We start from the raw sequence: 16,491 nt of genomic DNA on the forward strand, positions 1-16,491 counted from the left end.
TCACCAGAGCAGGCCGAACGGGATGAACCGCACCGCGTCGCCCGGCGCGACCGAGAGCGCATCCTCGGGCAGCTCGACCAGCCCGGCCGTCTCGGTCAGCGAGCTGAGCACGCCCGCCCCGTCCTGGGGGTGCTTGACGGCCACGTGACCGCCGGGCTCGGCCTGCAGGCTCACCCGCACATATTCGCGCCGCCCGCTCTTCTTGCGGTAGTCGAAGCCCGACCGCACCGGAAACCCCGCCGGCGGCGCGTAGGTCTCGCCGCGCAGCTGCGCCACCAACGGGCGCAGCACATGCGCGCCGGTGACGAAGACGGCGACCGGGTTGCCCGGCAGCCCCACCAAGGGCGTGCCCGCGATCACCCCGAGCGCCACGGGCCGGCCGGGCTTGATGGCGAGGCGCCAGAACACCAGCGAACCGGTCGCCGCGATGGCGGCCCGGACATGGTCCTCCTCGCCGGTCGAGACGCCGCCCGACGTCACCAGCAGGTCATGGCCGGCGGCGGCGTCGCGCAGCGAGCGCTCCAGCGACGCCCGGTCGTCCGGCAGCCGGCCGAGATCGACCACCGTCACGCCGAGCCGCCCGAGCAGGCCGCCCAGCAGGGTGCGGTTGGAATCGTAGATCTGCGCCGGGCCGAGCGGCTCGCCGGGTTCGCGCAATTCGTCGCCGGTGGAGAACACGCCCACCCTAAGCGCGCTGCGCACCGGCAGCTCGGCCGCCCCGACGGCCGCGGCGAGCGCCAGGTCCTGCGGGCGCAGGCGCCGGCCCGCCGGCAGCGCGACGGAGCCGGCCGCGACGTCCTCGCCGGCCCTGCGCAGATTGGCGCCGGCCCGCAACCCGGCCGGCAGGCTGACCGCGCCGTCGTCCTGCAGGGTGACGTCCTCCTGCATGAAGACGATGTCGGCGCCGGGCGGGACCGGCGCGCCGGTGAACACCCGCATGGCCGAGCCGGAGACGACATCCTGCGCGGCGTGGCCCGCCGCGACGCGGCCCCGCACCGGCAGGCGGGTCGGCCCGGCGGGATCGAGGTCTGCCGTGGCGGCGGCGTAGCCGTCCACGGCGGAATTGTCGAAGGGCGGCAGCGGGATCGCGGCGACGAGGTCCTGCGCCAGGATGCGGCCGTCCGCCCGCGACAGCGCGACCCGCTCCACGCCGGCGACGGGCCGGACGCGCTGCGCCATCAGGGCGAGCGCGTCGTCGACGGGCATCAGCTCGCCGCCGAACGCGAAGGCGTCGTCACTGAGTTGGGCCATGGTCCACCTGGTCCATCGCGATCAAAACCGCCTCCAGGCTGGCGATCACGTCGCCGATCGGCCGGGCGGCCTCCAGGGCGGCGTCGGCGAGGGCCGGCAGGTCGTCCGGCGAGAGCACCGGCACGCGCGCCTCGGGGCAGGGATCGTCCGACGCCACCAGAACGACGTTGGGGTCTCGCGCATGCAGCGGCGGCTTGCCCACCACGGCGCGGTACACCTCCAGCTTGGGCAGCGGCGCCCGCTTGAACCCCTCCACCAGCACGAGGTCGCAGGGCGAGAGCTGCTTCAGCAGCTCCGAGAGAGGCGTCTCGGCCTCGCCCCGGTGCTCATGCATCAGCGCCCACCGGTTCTGCGACGAGACCAGCACCTCGCCGGCGCCGGCCTGCCGGTGCGTCCAGGAGTCCTTGCCGGGCGTGTCCACGTCGAAGGCGTGGTGGGCGTGCTTGACGGTCGAGACTCGCAGGCCCCGGGCCGCCAGCACGGGGATCAGGGCGGCGGCGAGCCGCGTCTTGCCGGACCCGCTCCACCCCGCCAGCCCGATCACCCGCATCGCAGGACGCTCCCGGGGCGGCTCACTCCGCCGCCGTGCTGACCGGCTCCGGGGCGACCCGGACGGCGCAGAACTTGAACTCCGGGATCTTGCCGAAGGGGTCCAGCGCCGGGTTGGTGAGCAGGTTGGCGGCCGCCTCCGCGTAGCAGAACGGCATGAAGACCATGTTCTGCGGCACGTCGCGGTCGGCCCGGACCTTGACCGAGACCGCGCCGCGGCGGGTCTCCAGCCGGATGAAGGAGCCGAGCGACACGCCGAGCCGCCCCATGTCGCGGGGCGACATGAAGGCCACCGCCTCCGGCTCGAGGTCGTCCAGCACGCCGGCGCGGCGGGTCATGGAGCCCGTGTGCCAGTGCTCCAGCACGCGGCCGGTGGAGAGCACCATCGGGTACTCGTCGTCCGGGATTTCGTCCGGCGGGGTGACGCGCGCCGGCACGATCCTGCCGCGCCCGCTCTCGGTCGGGAAACCCTGCGCGAAGATGATCTCGTTGCCGGGCTTGTCCGGCGCGTCAACCGGATAGGTGACCGCGCCCTCGCGCTCCAGCCGCTCCCAAGTGATGTTGGCGAAGGACGGCATCACCATCGCCATCTCGGCGAAGACGTCGCGCGGATGCTCGTAGGTCCAGGGCAGGCCCATGCGCTTGCCGATCTCCTGGATGATCCACCAATCCTGGCGGGCGTCGCCCGGCGGCTTGATCACCTGGCGGGCGATCTGCACGCGCCGGTCCGTGTTGGTGAAGGTGCCGACCTTCTCGGCGAAGGCGGAGGCCGGCAGCACCACGTCGGCGTGGAACGCCGTCTCGGTGAGGAACAGGTCCTGCACGACGAGGTGGTCGAGCTTGGCCAGCGCCTGCCGGGCGTGCTGCAGGTCCGGGTCGGACATCGCCGGGTTCTCGCCCTCGATATACATGCCCCGGATCTGGCCGGCATGGATCGCGTCCATGATCTCCACGACGGTCAGGCCGCGCTTCTCGTCGAGCTCGGACTGCCAGAATTCCTCGAACATCTTGTGGATGGAGGGCTTCTCGACCGACTGGTAGTCCGGGAACACCATCGGGATCAGGCCGGCGTCGGACGCGCCCTGGACGTTGTTCTGGCCGCGCAGCGGATGCAGGCCCGAGCCGGGACGGCCGATCTGGCCGGTGGTGAGCGCCATCGCGATCAGGCAGCGGGCGTTGTCCGTGCCGTGCACGTGCTGGCTGATGCCCATGCCCCAGAAGATGAGCGAGGCCTTGGAGCGGGCGTAGAGCCGCGCCACCTCGCGCAGGGTCTGGGCCGGGATGCCGCAGACCGCCTCCATGCGCTCGGGCGTGAACTCCTTGATGCGCTCCTTGAGCTCCTCGAAGCCCTCCGTGTAGCCGGCGATGTAGTTGTCGTCGGTCAGGCCCTCTTCGATGATGGTGTTCAGCATGGCGTTGAGCATCGCCACGTCGCTGCCGGGCTTGAAGGCCAGGTGGTAGGTCGCGTGCCGCGACAGGAGCTGCCGGCGCGGGTCGGCGACGATCAGCTTGGCGCCCTTCTTGACGGCGTTCTTGATGTAGGTCGCCGCCACCGGGTGGTTCACGGTCGGGTTCGCGCCGATGACGATGATGACCTCGGCGTCCAGGGCGGCCGCGAAGGGCGCCGACACCGCGCCGGAGTTCACGCCCTCCATGAGGGCCGCCACCGAGGAGGCGTGGCACAGGCGCGTGCAGTGGTCGACATTGTTGGAGCCGAAGCCGGTGCGCACCAGCTTCTGGAACAGGTAGGCCTCCTCGTTGGAGCCCTTGGCGGAGCCAAAGCCCGCCAGCGCCTTGCGGCCGCTCTCGGCGCGGATGCGCGACAGCCCGCCGGCGGCGGCGTCGAGCGCCTCCTCCCAGGTCGCCTCGCGGAAATGCGTCCAGGGATTGGCCGGGTCGACCTGGTCCTCGGCGTGCTTGGGCGCGTTCGGCAGCCGGATCAGCGGCTTGGTCAGCCGGTCCGGGTGATGGATGTAGTCGAAGCCGAAGCGGCCCTTGACGCACAGGCGGTTCTGGTTGGCGGGGCCGTTGCGGCCTTCCGCATAGACGATCTTCTCGTCCTTGACGTTGTAGGTCACCTGGCAGCCGACGCCGCAATAGGGGCAGAGCGAGTCCACCTTCTTGTCGGGCCAGACCGTGCGGGTCTGGTTGTCGTCCAGATAGGCGGCCGGCATCAGCGCGCCGGTCGGGCAGGCCTGGACGCACTCGCCGCAGGCCACGCAGGTGCTCTCGCCCATGGGGTCGTCGAAGTCGAACACCACCTTGGCGTCGGCGTTGCGGTAGGCCATGCCGATGACGTCGTTGACCTGGACCTCGCGGCAGCCGCGCACGCACAGCCCGCACTGGATGCAGGCGTCGAGATTGACCCGCATGGCGGTGTGGCTGACGTCGGCCTTCCAGCGCTCGGCCGCCGGGAAGCGGCTCGACGTGACGCCGGTCTTGTCGGCCCAGCCCCAGAACTTGGAGTCCGGGTCGTGCGAGGTCTCGCGCGCCGGCTGGTCGGCGACGAGCAGCTCCATCACCATCTCGCGCGCCTTCTCGGCGCGCGCCGAGGCGGTCTTCACCTTCATGCCCACCGTCGGGGCGCGCATGCACGAGGCGGCGAGCACGCGCTCGCCCTCGATCTCCACCATGCAGACGCGGCAATTGCCGTCCGGCCGGTAGCCCGGCTCGGGCAGGTAGCACAGATGCGGGATCTCGACGCCCTCGCGGCGCGCGACCTCCCAGATGGTCTCGCCGGGAGCGGCTTCGACGGTCTTGCCGTCCAGTTCGAACGTCACATTCATCCTGCGGGCTCCCTCACTCGGCCGCGACGCGCGGCGCGAATGCGTCGGGGAAATATTTGATGACGCACATCAGCGGATTGGAGGCCGCCTGGCCCAGTCCGCAGATGGAGGCGTCGCGCATCATCTGGGACAACTCCGTCAGGAGCTCCTGGTCCCAGACGGGCCGCTGCATCAGCTTCACGGCCTTTTCGGTGCCGATGCGGCAGGGCGTGCACTGGCCGCAGCTCTCGTCCTCGAAGAAGCGCATCAGGTTCAGCGCCGCGTCGCGGATGCTGTCCTTGTCGGAGAGCACCACCACGGCGGCCGAGCCGATGAAGCAGCCGTATTTCTCGAGCGTGCCGAAATCGAGCGGGATGTCGTCCATGTGGGCCGGCAGGATGCCGCCCGAGGCTCCGCCCGGCAGATAGGCGCGGAACTGGTGACCGTCCTCCATGCCGCCGCAATACTCGTCGATGAGCTCGCGGATGGTGACGCCCGCCGGGGTCAGCTTCACGCCGGGGTTCTTGACCCGGCCCGACACCGAGAAGGTGCGCAGGCCGACGCGGCCGTTGCGGCCCTGGCCGGTCCACCACTCCGCGCCCTTCTCGACGATGTCGCGGACCCAGTAGACGGTCTCGACATTGTTGATCAGCGTCGCGAGGCCGAACAGGCCCACCTGGTAGGGGTAGGGCGGCTTGTGGCGCGGCAGCCCGCGCTTGCCCTCGAGGCTCTCCAGCAGCGAGGACTCCTCGCCGCAGATATAGGCCCCGGCGCCGCGGCGCATGTGGATGCGCGGGCCGCCGGCCGGCAGCTTGGCGATTTCGCGCAGCAGGATCTCGCGCGCCACCGGATATTCGTCGCGCAGATAGATGTAGACGTCCTCGGCCTCCACCACATGGGCGCCGATCAGCGTGCCCTCCAGAAAGCGGTGCGGGTCGGTGTTGAGGTAGTGGCGGTCCTTGAAGGTCCCGGGCTCGCCCTCGTCGGCGTTGATCGCCATCATGCGCGGGCCGGGCTCGCCGCGCACGGCGCGCCACTTGCGGGCGGTCGGGAAGCCGGCGCCGCCGAGGCCGCGCAGCCCCGCGCCGTCGAGCTTCGCCAGCAGCTCGTCCGTGCTCATCTCGCCGCTGCGCAGCTTGCCGAGCAGCGCGTATCCGCCGCCCGCCACATAGGCGTCGTAGTCGACATAGTCGCTCGGCACATGCGGGTGCGTGTCGCCGGCCGCGATCGCGGCCGCCACCGTCTGGGGCGTGGCCTTGTGCAGGAAGTGGTGGCCGACCTCGGCCACCGGCGCCTGGTCGCACAGCCCCACGCAGGGAGCGCGGACGACGCGCACGTCCGGCCCGACCTGCGCCTTGAGCTCGCTGATGAGCTTCTCCGAGCCGTAGAGCTCGCAGGTGAGGCTGTCGCAGACCCGCACGGTGAGCGGCGGGACGGCGGGCTCGCCCTCCTTCACGACGTCGAAATGCGCGTAGAAGGTCGCGACCTCGAACACTTCCGCGAAGGCCATCTTCATCTCGTCCGCCAGGGCCGCCAGGTGGGCGGCCGAGATCTGGTGGTAGCGGTCCTGGATCAGGTGCAGGTGCTCGATCAGGAGGTCGCGCCGCCGCGGGAGATCCCCCAGCAGGGCTGCGATTTCGTCCTGGGCCTTGGGATCGACCTGCCGGCCCTTCGGCGTCGACTTGGCGCGCTTGCGACCCAGACCCGGGTGCTCGAAGCGCAGAACATTGGCGTCGCGGTGTTCAGTCATTGCGCGGATCGGCCTGTTTTTCTCTGTCCCCGAGCGGGAGCGGCGGGCTCCCGGCCTTCGAGGTATCTGGCATGCCAGTAGATCAGACCATAGCTCGGCGGCGCTGTCATTACTGCGCTGCAGCAATTCGACTGCGCTGTCTCGCCGCTGGCTGAAGCGGAACCGCCGGCCCTTGTGGGGCCGGCGGCGGAGAAGCGAGAGGCCGCTTAGCGGAACAGGACCAGCGACTTGGACAGCGTGATCCAGACGCCCCAGAGGATCGGCACGCCGACCGCCAGCCACGCCAGGCCCGAGATCGGCGTCAGCCCGCCGCGGCCGATCCCGAAGGATCCGCCCTGCGTGGCCGCGACCGCGCCCTTGGCCTTGGCCTGCAGGGCGGCGACCTCCTCGTCCTTCATGAACCACTTCTCGTGCAGCGGCCTGATGGTGAGGTTGATGACGAAGCCCAGCACCAGCATGCCGGCCAGGATGTACATCGTGCGGTCATAGACCTGGGCGCGCGGCACCCCGGCCGCGATCTGCGCCTCGCGGATGTAGTTCACCACCACCGGGCCGATGATGCCGGCGGTGGACCAGGCGGTCAGCAGCCGGCCATGGATGGCGCCCACGAACTGGGTGCCGAAGATGTCGGCCAGATAGGCCGGCACCGTGGCGAAGCCGCCGCCATACATCGACAGGATGATGCAAAAGAAGCCGATGAACAGGACCATGCTGCCGGCGTGCGCCGCCCACGGCGCCAGGGCGTAGAGCAGGATGCCGAGGCCGAAGAAGGTCGCGTAGGTCATCTTGCGGCCGATATGGTCCGACATCGACGCCCAGAAGAAGCGGCCGCCGATGTTGAACAGCGACAAGAGGCCCACGAAGGCCGCCGCGATGGTGGCGATGGACTTCTTCTGGTCGGGGTTGAGGTCGGTGAAGCCGACGGCCGGCTGGCCGATCAGCGAGCCGGCGAAGATCTCCTGCAGCATGGGCGAGGCCATGCCGAGCACGCCGATGCCGGCGCTGACGTTGAGGGTGAGCACGAGCCAGATGGCCCAGAACTGCCACGTCCGGTGGGCGTCGCGCAGGTGGACGTCGCGGTGGGTGATCATCGCGTTGGCGGACTCGGTCGGCGCCGTCCAGCCCTCCGGGCGCCAGCCGGCCGGCGGAACGCGATAGCCGAAGGCGCCGGCCATCATGAAGACGAAGTAGATCGCCGCCATGGTGACGAAGGTCTGCCAGACGCCGACGGAGGTCGGCGACTTGAAATAGTTCATCAGCATGTCGGCCAGCGGCGAGCCGATCATCGCGCCGCCGCCGAAGCCCATGATGGCCATGCCGGTCGCCATGCCGCGCCGGTCCGGGAACCACTTGATCAGCGTCGAGACGGGCGAGATGTAGCCCAGCCCGAGCCCGATGCCGCCGATCACGCCCGAGCCGAGCCACAGCAGCCAGAGCTGATGGGTGTAGACGCCGAGCGCCGAGATCAGCAGGCCGCCGCACCAGCACAGCGCCGAGACCACGCCCGCCTTGCGCGGGCCGGCCCGCTCCAGCCAGCCGCCCCAGATCGCCGCCGCGGAGCCGAGGAGAACGAAGAACAGCGTGTACATCCAGCCCAGATCGCTGACCTTCCAGTCGCAGCTCGTGCTGAACAGCGATCCCATCAGCCCGATGTCCGGGCACGCGACCGGCTTGGTGACGCCCAGGGCCTGCGACAGGGGAAGCCAGAACACGCTGAAGCCATACGCCATCCCGATGCACAGGTGGATGGCCAGCGCGGCGGGCGGCACCAACCATCGGTTGAAGCCCGGCCGGGCGATGATCCTCTCGCGATCCAATAGCCCGGCGCCGGCGTCCGTGGCGGACCCAGCCGTCGTGTATGCGCTCATGTCGTTCTCCTTGGAGGCGCCCGTTTGCGAACGCTCATCGTTCCCCACGGCGAAGCTCTTCGACTTCCACCGCGCCAGGACTTTCTCCTTACGGCTGGCTTTATGCAAGTCAACTCGCAAGAACCGGCGTCTCTGCTCGATCTGCGACTTTAGTCCAATACAGAAACGCCGAGTACTGATGGCGCAACTTGGCGTTGCAGTGTTGGCGGCTGGGGTCCGGGCCGGCTAGCCCGAGGGCGGATCGGCCCTTATGCTGGCCCGAGGGAGACGTTCCGCCATGGTCAGCCGCCGCCTGTTCAGCCTCGCCGCCTGCCTTGCGGCCTTTTGCCCCATCATGGCCTTGTCGCAGACGCAGGCGGCCCCGGAGCGCTTCATCACGGTCGCCTCGACGACCTCGACCGAACAATCCGGGCTGTTCGGGCATCTTCTGCCGGCCTTCACGCGCAAGACCGGCGTCGCCGTGAAGGTGGTGGCGGTCGGCACCGGCCAGGCGCTCGACATCGGCCGCCGCGGCGACGCGGACGTGGTGCTGGTGCACGACCGGGCCGCCGAGGACGCCTTCATGGCGGAGGGCCAGGGCGTCAGGCGCTATGACGTCATGTATAACGACTTCGTGCTCATCGGCCCGAAGCAGGATCCGGCCGGCGCGTCGGGCGGCCAGCCCGCCGCGGCGAAGCCTGACGTGCTGGAGGCGTTCCGCCGCATCGCCGCCGCCCGGGCGCCTTTCGTGTCGCGCGGCGACCGGTCCGGCACGCATGCGGCCGAGCTGCGCGCCTGGAAGGACGCCGGCGTCGACCTCGCCGCGGCCCGCGACGGCTGGTACCGGGAGATCGGCCAGGGCATGGGCCCGGCCCTCAACATGGCGGCCGCGATCGGCGGCTATGTGCTGGCGGACCGCGGCACCTGGCTCTCCTTCAAGAACCGCCGCGACCTCGCCATCCTGGTCGAGGGCGACCAGCGCCTGTTCAACCCCTATGGGGTGATGCTGGTGAACCCCGCCCGCCATCCCTCCGTGAAGGCCGCCGACGGCCAGGCTTTCGTCGACTGGCTGATCTCGCCGGAGGGCCAGCAGGCGGTGGCCGACTACAAGATCGACGGACGCCAGCTCTTCTTCCCGAACGCATCGACGGAACGGTCCTGAGACGAGGGCCCAGAAAGGGGTGAAGCCGTGGACGAAGAACGGTTCAACATGGCGCTGCGCAAGTTCCTCAAGGAGGTCGGCGTGACCTCCCAGCGCGAGATCGAGAAGGTCGTGCGCGACGGCAAGGCCAAGGGCGACGTCCTGAAGGTCAGGATGACCCTGGTCTCCGACGACGGCGCGCTCGACCATGTCGTCGAGGGCGAGATCCCGATCGGCTGACGGCTGACGGCTGACGGCTCAGGCCCTCTCGGCCCAGCGCTGCAGCGCGAAGGCGGCGGCGCTGACGGCGGCGCTGATCGAGATCAGCACCACGCCCAGGGCCAGCGCGAAGGAGAGCTCGCCCTTGCTGGTCTCCAGCGCGATGGCGGTCGTCATCGTGCGGGTGAAGCCGCGGATGTTGCCCCCCACCACCAGGATGGCGCCGACCTCCGCGATGCAGCGCCCGAAGGCCGCGAGCGCGACCGTGACGAGCGCGCCGCGCGCCATCCGCAGCATCTCGGCGCAGGCCCGCAGGCGCGAGGCGCCGTCCACCAGCAGCGCCGGCCCGTAGTCGCGCCAGTTCGCCTCCACGGCGCGGTGCGACAGCGCCACCACGATCGGCAAAGCGAGCACGGACTGGGCCGCGATCATGGCGGCCGGCGTGAACAGCAGGCCGAGATCGCCCAGCGGCCCGGCGCGCGACAGCAGCAGATAGAGGGCGAGCCCCACCACCACGGGCGGCAGCCCCAGCAGGGCGTGGACCCCCACCACCACGGCGCCGCGTCCCGGAAAGCGCCACACCGCCAGCGCCGCGCCGAGCGGAGCGCCGATCGCGAAGGCGATCAGCGTGGCGGTCGCGCTGACGCGCAGGGAGAGCCCGACGATGCCGACGAGTTCAGGATCGAAGCTGACGATGAGGCGGAGCGCCAGGAGCAGCGCGAGGGCGAGGTCTTCCACGGCCCCGCGATAACAGGTCGCCGGACAAAATGCAGCAGGCCGCCCGGCGCGTGCGACGGATCGGCTCTCCGCCTACGACCGTGAGACAAGCGGCTGAACTTTTGTTAGCCTCCCTCGTTGTGGGCCGACGCTCTTGAGGCGTAGGCTCCACCTGCTTCATGGAGGAAGCTCACGATGGCCTGGACGACACCTGAACTCACCGAAATCTGCGTCGGTATGGAAGTGACGAGCTACGAGTCGGCCGAGATCGATCCCGTCGAGTTCTAAGCCGCATTCTGGACGATCACGCTGATCGGCCCCGGCGCCCCTGCGCGGGCGACGGGGCCGTCTGGCGCGCCCCGCCCCGTCCAACCCGGGCAGCATCGTGCGGATCATCGTACTCGGATCGGCGGCCGGCGGCGGCTTTCCCCAGTGGAACTGCGCCTGCCCGGTCTGCAGCAAGGCGTGGGCGGGCGATCCCGACGTGCGTCCGCGGACGCAATCCAGCATCGCCGTGTCGGCCGACGGGGAGAGCTGGCTCCTGCTCAACGCCTCGCCCGACATTCGGGCCCAGATCCTGGCGACCCCAGCCCTGCGTCCCGCGCGACCGGGGCGCCACAGCCCGATCGCGGCCGTGCTCCTGACCAATGGCGATGTCGACCATGTGGCGGGCCTCCTGACCCTGCGCGAGAAGCAGCCCTTCGTCCTCTACGGAACCCAGACCACCCTCCACGTCCTGCGCGGCGACGGCGTGTTCGGCGTGCTCGACCGCGCGGTCGTGGAGGAGCGCCCGATGCGGCTCGACGCCCGGATCGACACCGGGTTCGGCCTGGTGGTCACCCCCTTCGCGGTCCCCGGGAAGGTCCCGCTATACCTTGAGGGCGCGGAGGTCGACCTGGGCACGGAGACTGAAAGCGTCGTCGCGGTCGAGGTCACGGACGGGCGCACCCGTTTCGTCTACGCCCCGGGCTGCGCCGCCATGACGCCGGCGCTGCGGCGCAGGCTGGACGGCGCGCCGCTGCTGTTCTTCGACGGCACCACCTTCACGGACGACGAGATGCCGCGCCTCGGACTGTCGCCCAAGACCGCCCGCCGCATGGGCCATATGCCGATGTCCGGCCCGGACGGGTCGATGGCGGCGCTGGCCGGCCTCGGCCTGGGGCGTCGCGTCTATCTTCACATCAACAACACCAACCCGGTCCTGATCGAGACCTCGCCCGAGCGGGCCGAGGTGGAGGCCGCCGGCTGGCTCGTGGCGCATGACGGAATGGAGTTCGAACTGTGAGCGGACATCGCGACACCCCGGCGTCCGGCGAGATCCTGTCTCCCGACGCCCTCGAGGCGGCGCTGCGCGACATCGGGGCGCGCCGGTACCATAACCTGCATCCCTTCCACCGCCGCCTGCATGGGGGCCAATGCACCAGGGACGAAGTCTGCGCCTGGGCGCTGAACCGCTATTACTACCAGGCCAGCATCCCCATCAAGGACGCCACCGTGCTGACCCGTATGCACGACGCGGCGCTGCGGCGCGAGTGGCGCCGGCGCATCGTCGACCATGACGGCGAGCGCGAGGGCGACGGCGGCATCGCCCGTTGGCTGCGGCTGACGCAGGGCCTCGGTCTCGACCGGTCCTATGTGGAGTCCACCCAGGGCGTGCTGGCGGCGACCCGCTTCGCCGTGGAGGCCTATGTGAGGTTCTGCGCCGAAAAGACGCTGCTGGAGGCGATCGCCTCCTCGCTGACCGAGCTGTTTTCGCCGCAGATCATCGGCGAGCGCCTGTCCGGCATGCTCGCCCATTATGATTTCGTCAGCGCCGAGACCATGGCCTATTTCACCGCCCGCCCGCCCCAGGCGGCGCAGGATTCCGCCTTCGCGCTCGCTTATGTGCGCGAGCACGCCCGCACGGCGGAGCGGCAGCAGGCCGTGCTGGCGGCGCTGACCTTCAAGACGGACGTGCTCTGGGTCCAGCTCGACGCGCTCTGGCACGCCTATGTGGAGGGGCATGTCCCGCCCGGCGCCTGGCGCCCCGGCGAGGGCGCGGCCCGGTGACGCAGACGCCCGCCCCGATCCCCGACGACGCCCGCCCGAAGCTGGCCAAGGGGCTGCGCCTGAAGCACGACGAGGTCCGCAAGGCCTGGGTGCTGCTCGCCCCCGAGCGCGTCATCCAGCCCAACCCGGTCGCGGCCGAGATCCTGAAGCGCTGCGACGGCGAGCGCACCCTGTCGGCGATCGTGGACGACCTTGCGGGAGCGTTCGCCGCCCCGCGCGACCGGATCGACGCGGATGTCCGCGCCCTGTTGTCCGATATGGCCGCCAAGCGCATGATCACGCTATGAACGCTCCGCTCCAGCCTGCCTCCGGCGTCGTCGCCGCGCCCCTGGGCCTTCTCGCCGAGCTGACCCATCGCTGCGCGCTCGGATGCCCCTATTGCTCGAACCCGCTCGAGCTGGAGGCCCGCTCGCGCGAGATGGACACGGCCGACTGGAAGCGCGTGTTTTCGGAGGCCGCGGCGCTCGGCGTCCTGCAGGTGCACCTCTCGGGCGGCGAGCCGGCCATCCGCCGCGACATCGTCGAGCTCGTCGCGCATTGCGCCGCCGAGGGGCTCTACACCAACCTGATCACGTCGGGCGTCGGCTTCCGGCCCGAGCTGATCGACGCCCTGGCCCAGGCCGGGCTCGACCATGTCCAGCTCTCCGTGCAGGATTCCGAGCCCGCTTCCGCCGACGTGATCGCTGGCTATCGCGGCGCCTTCGCGGCCAAGGCCGAGGTCGCGCGCCGCGTCGTGGCGTCCGGCCTCCCGCTCACCATCAACGCCGTGATCCACCGGGCCAATGTGGCGCGGGCCGGCGAGATGGTGGAACTCGCCATGGCGTGGGGCGCCGGGCGGGTGGAGATCGCCCACACGCAGTATTACGGCTGGGCCGTCCCGAACCGGAAGCTGCTCCTGCCCGACCGCGACGCCGCCCGGGCGGCGATCGACCGCATCGAGGCGATGAAGCGCGACCTCGAGGGCCGGATCGCCATCGACCACGTACTGCCCGACTATCACGCCGCCTATCCCAAGGCCTGCATGGGCGGTTGGGCGCGCCGGACGCTGAACGTCACGCCCGCCGGCAAGGCGCTGCCCTGCCACGCGGCCGAAAGCATCCCCGGCCTGGAGTTCTGGAGCGCCCGGGAGGCGAGCCTCGCCGCCATCTGGCGCGACAGCCCGGCCTTCAACGCCTATCGGGGCGTGTCCTGGATGAAGGAGCCCTGCCTGTCCTGCGCCCGCAAGGGCGTCGATTTCGGCGGATGCCGCTGCCAGGCGCTGATGCTGACCGGCGACGCCGCCAATGCGGACCCGGTCTGCAGGCTCTCGCCCCACCATGGCCGCATGGCCGAGCTGGTCGAGGCCGACGCGGAGCCCGCGTCCGGCGGCGACGCCGGCTACGACTACCGGCGTTTCAGGTCGGCTCCGCGGGATCCTCGGTCGTGACCGCGCCGGAGGCGGCGGCGTTGGGCTCCGCCTTCAGGGCGGCCAGCACCTGGAGGGCCACCGGCCAGGGCAGGCGCTGGTTGATCTGCAGCGACGCGTAGCCGTCGCCGACGTCCTCCAGCCGGAAGGACGGCGCCTGGGCCGGCGCCTTGCGGCGGCTTTCGGCCCTGCGCTGCTTGTCGGGCTCGGCCTCGTCGCTGAGATCCGCCAGGTCCGTGTCGAAGGTCTCGCCGATCGCCTTCAGGATCGGGAAGCGCGGCAGCACCCGGCCCGACTTGTAGAACGAGATGCTGGCGGTGCTGACCCCGACCCCGCTCGGCAGATGGGACTTGACCCGCCGCGCGGTCTCGTTCACGCCCCAGCCCCTCTCGGCCATCAGCTTGCGCAGCCTGGCCGCGAACTCGCGCCGCCGCACGTCGCGGGGCGTGGAAGTCGGCGGGTCGTTGGACCTGGCGGTCTCGTCCATGATGTGCTCCGATCCCCGACGATCCGGCGAATGGTCGGGGAGTATGGGCTGTAGCAAGACGGAATCGTCCGGCGTGGGGGGATGCGCCGCATCGCCTCGGCTGGCGCCGGAGCGGTGCGCTACGAAAGGCCAGTGTCGGGCGCAACGCTAAACTTCGCAATAAACCTTAAGCTTTATCACCGCTAAGCCCTTGGCTTTACTGGATGAGGCTCGGACCGCGATCAGAGGCCCGCCCGGCCGCGGCTTGAGCCGACCTTCTCGCCGGCCGCAGCCGCGATCGTCCGCTTGCGGCCGATCAGCGGCTTGGGGCTGGCCGGCTCCGTCGCCTCGCTCCCGCCTTTCGGCGCGCCCCGGACGGGTCGCGCCCGCTCTCCCCGGCGGGGAGCGATGACGGCCGCCAGCAACCGCATGCCGTCGGGGTCGGTGTCGAGAGCGGAGGCGTCGAGGAACGGCATGGCGGACTCAGGATATCGCGTCTCAGCATCGCCGGGCCGCCCCGAAAAGAGTTGACGGCGGTCAGGTCCGCCCGGAATTCCGGGCGCCGTCCACAGGCCGTTTCAGGCCTCAGCTGGACAGCCCGGCCCCGGCCGATCCGGGCGGACGGCCCTGGGCTGGAGCAGCGAGCTTGACGGAGGCGCCGGCCGCGTCGGCCGCCATGGTCCAGAGCTTCTGGATGTCCTTCACGCCGGCGTCGAAGGCCGTCAGCATGCCCTTGCGCTGCGCCTCGAGGCGCTGGTCCATCGGCATCGGACCGGACGCGGCGGTCATGATCTCCATCGACCGGGCCATGGCCCGCATGCTGCAGTCCATCATCTCGGTCGCGACCGCCATCCAGGCGTCGGCGGCTTCGTTGCGGCGCGGCTCCGGACGGTTCGGGTCGGCTCCGGGAACGCCCATCTGATCGATCGCCATGAGATCCTCCTGTCGGTTTCCATCCCGAAACGCCGTGCGCGCCGCCTGGTTTCCGGATGGCGGTTTTCGCCGGATTCCGGGCCATATCGCCCCGATTCAGCTGCGCGCCAGACGCGCCAATCGGTTCGGCTCCAGGAATCGGATGGATTTGCGCGTCGGCAGGGCGATCATCCCCAGATCCCGGAATTCGCCCAGCAGCCTGCAGACCGTCTCCGACGCCATGCCGAGATGGTCCGCCATGTCGGCGCGCGGCACGATGCAGCGCAGCGCGTCCGGCTCGTCGCGGGCGGCCGCGGGCGGCAGATGCGGACGCATCCGCAGCAGGAACCAGGCGAGCCTCGCGGGCGCCGACCTGTGGGCCATCACGCCGAGCAGCCCAACCAGCTCCTGCAGCATGCGCTCGGTCCCGAGGCGGCGCCGATCGTCGTCGCGGTCGAGCCAGCGCAGGCGGGTCCGCGTCACAGTCTCGGCGGTGAAGCGCGGGCCGTCCCCGCCCGGCGGCGACACCATGTCGCCCGGCCAGAAGAAGCAGAGGATCTGGCGCTCTCCGCCGGCCGACAGGCGCACCGCCCGCACCAGCCCCTCCTCCACCAGCGCCAGGCGCGGCGAAACCTCGTCCTGCCAGAACACGACGTGCGACGCCGGCGCGTCCACCAGGCACCCGGCCGTCGGATGGCCGGCGCGTTCGAATCCGGCCCCCAACGGGTGAAGGCTCGCGATCGCCCCCCTGGCGGCGCGGCCCTGGCCGTCCGCAATCTCTGGGCGCGAGCGCAGGCTCGCCCATGCATACTCACTGTCCATGACGCCCCTCCATGCGCGTCGCCCGACGCCGGCCCGGCCGAAGCTCGGACCGCCCATGAAGCGGCCGCTTGCGCCGGCCCCCCTTGCGGCGATGCACCATCGAGTTGAACCATCTCGGGCCCGCGCTCGCCATGCTGCCGCAAAGGCTACGCCCGCCTAGTCCGTATGGGCTATGGGGCGACGGTTTAGCTCACGACGGCAGGGCGTTATGGTCGTCGGCAAGGCAGCGCATCCCCGCAAAGGGGGGCCGCGGTTCGCGGCGGGGCGATCGGCCGGTGGAGGGGGATGTCCGATGGGTGGCCATGACGCTGCGAGTTGACGAGCCCCTCCTCTCCGGTCACGACGCCGGCCGCCGGTCCGCGTTCCTGCAGGCGGCCGATCTTGGGGCGTGCGAGATCGACGCCGCCGGACGTCTCTCCGGCTGCGAGATCTGCTGGCGGGTGCTGGGCTGGCGCGACGAGGCGCGCGACGCCGGCACCGTGAGCCGCCTGCTCGACACCATTCACCCGGAAGACCGCGACAAGGCCGCGGCCGCCATCGAACGGGCCTTGTGCGAGGGCGCCCGCCTCGAAATCGTGTTCAGGATTCCGGGCCCGAA

General features: G+C 70.7%; 16 protein-coding genes and 1 pseudogene (1 of these 17 only partly in view). 7 read left to right on the forward strand and 10 right to left on the reverse strand.

Annotated elements, in window-relative coordinates:
- The 5 genes from glp to ABEG18_RS24740 all read right to left on the reverse strand — a co-directional run bounded on the left by glp (position 1) and on the right by ABEG18_RS24740 (position 8,183).
- Positions 1–1,251: a gephyrin-like molybdotransferase Glp gene (gene glp / locus ABEG18_RS24720; RefSeq protein WP_406855691.1), complete on the reverse strand. Its 1,251-nt coding sequence runs from the start codon at positions 1,249–1,251 to the stop codon at positions 1–3.
- Positions 1,235–1,801, reverse strand: coding sequence for a molybdopterin-guanine dinucleotide biosynthesis protein B (gene mobB, locus ABEG18_RS24725; protein ID WP_406855692.1), 567 nt, complete (start codon positions 1,799–1,801; stop codon positions 1,235–1,237). The genes glp and mobB overlap by 17 nt, the downstream gene beginning before the upstream one ends.
- Positions 1,802–1,823: 22 nt before the next feature.
- Positions 1,824–4,586 carry a formate dehydrogenase subunit alpha gene (gene fdhF, locus ABEG18_RS24730; RefSeq protein ID WP_406855693.1) on the reverse strand — a complete coding sequence of 921 codons (2,763 nt, stop codon included), beginning with the start codon at positions 4,584–4,586 and terminating at the stop codon, positions 1,824–1,826.
- A 13-nt stretch (positions 4,587–4,599) separates the two neighbouring features.
- Complete coding sequence (locus tag ABEG18_RS24735) at positions 4,600–6,315, reverse strand: NAD(P)H-dependent oxidoreductase subunit E (RefSeq protein ID WP_406855694.1); 1,716 nt, start codon at positions 6,313–6,315, stop codon at positions 4,600–4,602.
- 206 nt (positions 6,316–6,521) lie between these two features.
- Positions 6,522–8,183, reverse strand: coding sequence for an OFA family MFS transporter (locus ABEG18_RS24740; RefSeq protein ID WP_406855695.1), 1,662 nt, complete (start codon positions 8,181–8,183; stop codon positions 6,522–6,524).
- A 334-nt stretch (positions 8,184–8,517) separates the two neighbouring features.
- Between ABEG18_RS24740 and ABEG18_RS24745 the strand changes: the two genes are divergently transcribed.
- Together ABEG18_RS24745 and ABEG18_RS24750 are read left to right on the forward strand one after the other, a co-directional pair.
- Positions 8,518–9,324 (forward strand): substrate-binding domain-containing protein, encoded by an 807-nt coding sequence (locus tag ABEG18_RS24745; RefSeq protein ID WP_406858704.1) that lies wholly within the window; start codon positions 8,518–8,520, stop codon positions 9,322–9,324.
- A 27-nt stretch (positions 9,325–9,351) separates the two neighbouring features.
- The gene (locus tag ABEG18_RS24750) at positions 9,352–9,543 is read left to right on the forward strand and encodes a DUF6494 family protein (RefSeq protein ID WP_406855696.1); all 192 of its coding nucleotides are present in this window, start codon (positions 9,352–9,354) and stop codon (positions 9,541–9,543) included.
- A gap of 18 nt (positions 9,544–9,561) precedes the next feature.
- On the opposite strand, the gene ABEG18_RS24755 is transcribed toward ABEG18_RS24750, so the two are convergent.
- Complete coding sequence (locus ABEG18_RS24755) at positions 9,562–10,260, reverse strand: ABC transporter permease (protein WP_406855697.1); 699 nt, start codon at positions 10,258–10,260, stop codon at positions 9,562–9,564.
- 174 nt (positions 10,261–10,434) lie between these two features.
- On the opposite strand from ABEG18_RS24755, the gene pqqA reads away from it, so the two are divergent.
- The 4 genes and pseudogenes from pqqA to pqqE all read left to right on the forward strand — a co-directional run bounded on the left by pqqA (position 10,435) and on the right by pqqE (position 13,714).
- Complete coding sequence (gene pqqA, locus ABEG18_RS24760) at positions 10,435–10,527, forward strand: pyrroloquinoline quinone precursor peptide PqqA (protein ID WP_406855698.1); 93 nt, start codon at positions 10,435–10,437, stop codon at positions 10,525–10,527.
- A gap of 97 nt (positions 10,528–10,624) precedes the next feature.
- Positions 10,625–11,524, forward strand: coding sequence for a pyrroloquinoline quinone biosynthesis protein PqqB (pqqB, locus tag ABEG18_RS24765; RefSeq protein ID WP_406855699.1), 900 nt, complete (start codon positions 10,625–10,627; stop codon positions 11,522–11,524).
- A pseudogene (gene pqqC, locus ABEG18_RS24770) lies at positions 11,521–12,575 on the forward strand (pyrroloquinoline-quinone synthase PqqC). The gene pqqB and the pseudogene pqqC overlap by 4 nt, the downstream one beginning before the upstream one ends.
- On the forward strand, positions 12,572–13,714 hold the full coding sequence (gene pqqE, locus ABEG18_RS24775; RefSeq protein ID WP_406855700.1) for a pyrroloquinoline quinone biosynthesis protein PqqE: 1,143 nt from the start codon (positions 12,572–12,574) through the stop codon (positions 13,712–13,714). The pseudogene pqqC and the gene pqqE overlap by 4 nt, the downstream one beginning before the upstream one ends.
- Here the strand turns inward: pqqE and ABEG18_RS24780 are convergent.
- The 4 genes from ABEG18_RS24780 to ABEG18_RS24795 form a co-directional block, all read right to left on the reverse strand.
- Entirely contained in the window at positions 13,683–14,180 is a 498-nt protein-coding gene (locus tag ABEG18_RS24780) for a helix-turn-helix domain-containing protein (protein WP_406855701.1), read from the reverse strand. The two genes, pqqE and ABEG18_RS24780, sit on opposite strands and share 32 nt — an antisense overlap.
- Before the next feature lie 221 nt (positions 14,181–14,401).
- Positions 14,402–14,635, reverse strand: coding sequence for a hypothetical protein (locus tag ABEG18_RS24785; RefSeq protein WP_406855702.1), 234 nt, complete (start codon positions 14,633–14,635; stop codon positions 14,402–14,404).
- Between the two features lie 109 nt (positions 14,636–14,744).
- A complete protein-coding gene (locus tag ABEG18_RS24790; protein ID WP_406855703.1) occupies positions 14,745–15,092 on the reverse strand; it encodes a hypothetical protein in 348 nt (115 codons plus the stop codon).
- A gap of 96 nt (positions 15,093–15,188) precedes the next feature.
- On the reverse strand, positions 15,189–15,893 hold the full coding sequence (locus ABEG18_RS24795; protein WP_406855704.1) for a Crp/Fnr family transcriptional regulator: 705 nt from the start codon (positions 15,891–15,893) through the stop codon (positions 15,189–15,191).
- 302 nt (positions 15,894–16,195) lie between these two features.
- Between ABEG18_RS24795 and ABEG18_RS24800 the strand changes: the two genes are divergently transcribed.
- On the forward strand, positions 16,196–16,491 hold the 5' end (the start) of the coding sequence (locus ABEG18_RS24800) for an HWE histidine kinase domain-containing protein (protein ID WP_406855705.1). 763 nt of this gene lie beyond the right edge of the window; 296 of the gene's 1,059 nt are visible here — the first part of the coding sequence; it begins with the start codon at positions 16,196–16,198; its stop codon lies off the right edge, out of view.

The sequence above is a fragment of the Alsobacter sp. KACC 23698 genome (assembly GCF_045348435.1).
Taxonomy (GTDB): domain Bacteria; phylum Pseudomonadota; class Alphaproteobacteria; order Rhizobiales; family Beijerinckiaceae; genus Alsobacter.